Genomic DNA, 2,068 nt, shown 5'->3' on the forward strand with positions numbered 1-2,068 from the left:
ACCTGAAAATCTCACCACCCAGATACATCGAGGTCCACAAGCCGTCATTATCCGAATCTTCCATATAGCCCGTTGCCAGATTTCCATGCTCCATTTTAGCAAGAGTAGCATTGAACCCATTGCGAATGTGACGTTTACGAACCTGTTCTTCAAAAAACATCGCTTTTTCTTCCAGCGTCATCGATTTGAACCTGATTTGTCCAAGCCCCTTTGTAGTCAGGATCAAAACAGAATTGCCAGGGCCCGGCTCAATATCCGTAACTACATTGCCTGGTAGCCAGCGTTCGCCGTAGTGATAGTCGAACTTACCATCTTCACGAAGTGCAAAAGCGCCCTGATCTGATCCGAACCATAGCTTTCCATTAATTTCTTTCACCGCGGTGATTCGTGTTGCAGGCAGTTTCTTTGCAATTGTTCCCGCTTGCTTACCTGTTTTTAGGTCAAAAACGAGATATCCGTCGGAGGTACCTACCACAATATTCCCTGCTTTATTAGCGAGCGCAAAACTGGTAAAGCCCGATCCGTCCATTACTTTGGAGAGCTTGTTGTCTGCCAGCGTGTACAGAGACTTTTTACCCAAAATCCAGAAAGCGTTCTTTCCCGGCTGATCGATCAGATCCAGTACTTCATCGCCTGGCAAAATTCCTGTCCATATTGCTTTTGAATCCTTGATCAATTGCAATGCTTTGCCGTCGCTTACCAGAAATGTGAAGTCTTTCCCGCCAGCAAGTGTTTTTGCGTTCGTCAGTGTATGTTTCGAAAACAAAGTTCCTGCCCACGCATTGCTCATTACTACTGCGTTGGTAAGATATACAAACTGGTTTTCGTAAACCGTCAGATCCGCGACCTTTTTGTCTTTCATAAACCGGTAAGTATCGTCTGCCCTGATACTTCCGGGATAAAGGAACTCACCGCCTGAAAGGTGCTGCAAACCTTCTTTGGCCAGGATCTGAATATTTCCATTGCGGTCTGCCGCCACTTTCAGCAGCCTGGCTTTGGTGGTATCCGCATAGTACTTGATGCTGTAATCCTGCTGGAATGGTTTGTCTTTGTAAACCGGCTGCGCACTCAATTGCGCGCTCCATGCGTAAAGGGTGATCGCCAGTAGCAGGAGTGTAAAGTAATTTGATCGTTGCATTAAAAAGGTAGGTTAAGGTAAGCGCGTCGGGTCAACGACAACATATTTAATAGACTTTTTGCCTTTTTCAGGATGATGCGAGTAGGTCATGTGCATCAATCCGTCGGGTGTCTGGATCAGCGAAGGGTAGGAGTACCCTCCTTTTCTGGATTCATCATTTTCAATGGAAAAGTGCTTCCAGCTCTTGCCTTCATCGGCCGAAGTTCTGAGCGTCAGTATATAGCGGCCGTTTTCAATATCATTTCCCAAAAAAGCCCAGCGGCCGTCTTTCAAAACAATGAGTTCTACGCTGGCTGTGTTGGGAATGTCCGTTTTGCGGGTTGCCTGCCAGCTTTCACCCTGGTCGGTACTTTCGCTGACATGCACCCGGGTAGGCTCGTCGCCACTGTCGCGCATCAATGCCAGCAGGTCTTCATTCTTTTTCCTGATAATGGCGGGCTGAATGGGACCCCGACCAACAATGGGCAACCCGGGTCGCCAGGTTTCTCCATGATTATCGGAAATGGCGGTCATTGACATATTGAAACCATCCGAATAAAGCGGCAGCACAATCCTCCCATTTTCCAGCAGCAGCGGTTTAATACGGGTCATCCAGCCGATGCTTCTTTTTGGCGCATCTTTGCTGGCTGCGATAATCAGATCGTCGTATTTGGGCGCATAACCTGCCCAGCCTGCGGGCAGGTGCGGCAGCGTTTAGTTTTTTCTCCACTTCTGCGGCAAAGCTGTCGTCTGGTTTCAGGAGGATATTATCCTGCCATTCCCAAACGGGAGCACCTGGTTTAAGATAGTTTTCGGAAGTTTTCAAGCGTAAAATCGATTGCTCCCAAAGGTTAGCTTGCACCGCAATCCACACCAGGAACAATTTGCCTTTTGCATTCAAAAACAGCACGGGGTTGCAGTCCGGAATATTGGGTGTATCAGCAAGCAAAA

At 47.9% G+C, this 2,068-nt stretch carries 1 protein-coding gene and 2 pseudogenes; all 3 read right to left on the reverse strand.

The genetic code is table 11. From position 1 onward, the window contains the following. Positions 1–1,138: pseudogene (locus ACTIE6_RS00975) on the reverse strand (hypothetical protein); the annotation flags it as partial. Between the two features lie 12 nt (positions 1,139–1,150). Beyond that, positions 1,151–1,729, reverse strand: coding sequence for an exo-alpha-sialidase (locus ACTIE6_RS00980; RefSeq protein ID WP_439554851.1), 579 nt, complete (start codon positions 1,727–1,729; stop codon positions 1,151–1,153). Next, positions 1,716–2,068 (reverse strand): annotated as a pseudogene (locus ACTIE6_RS00985) (hypothetical protein); the annotation flags it as partial. The pseudogene ACTIE6_RS00985 and the gene ACTIE6_RS00980, both read right to left, overlap by 14 nt.

It is taken from the genome of Dyadobacter sp. (assembly GCF_051859145.1).
Classification (GTDB): Bacteria; Bacteroidota; Bacteroidia; order Cytophagales; family Spirosomataceae; genus Dyadobacter.

Coding starts and splice junctions, on each gene's coding strand:
- ACTIE6_RS00980 (WP_439554851.1), bottom strand. CDS start 1,729: ATGACCCGTATTAAACCGCTGCTGCTGGAAAATGGGAGGATTGTGCTG.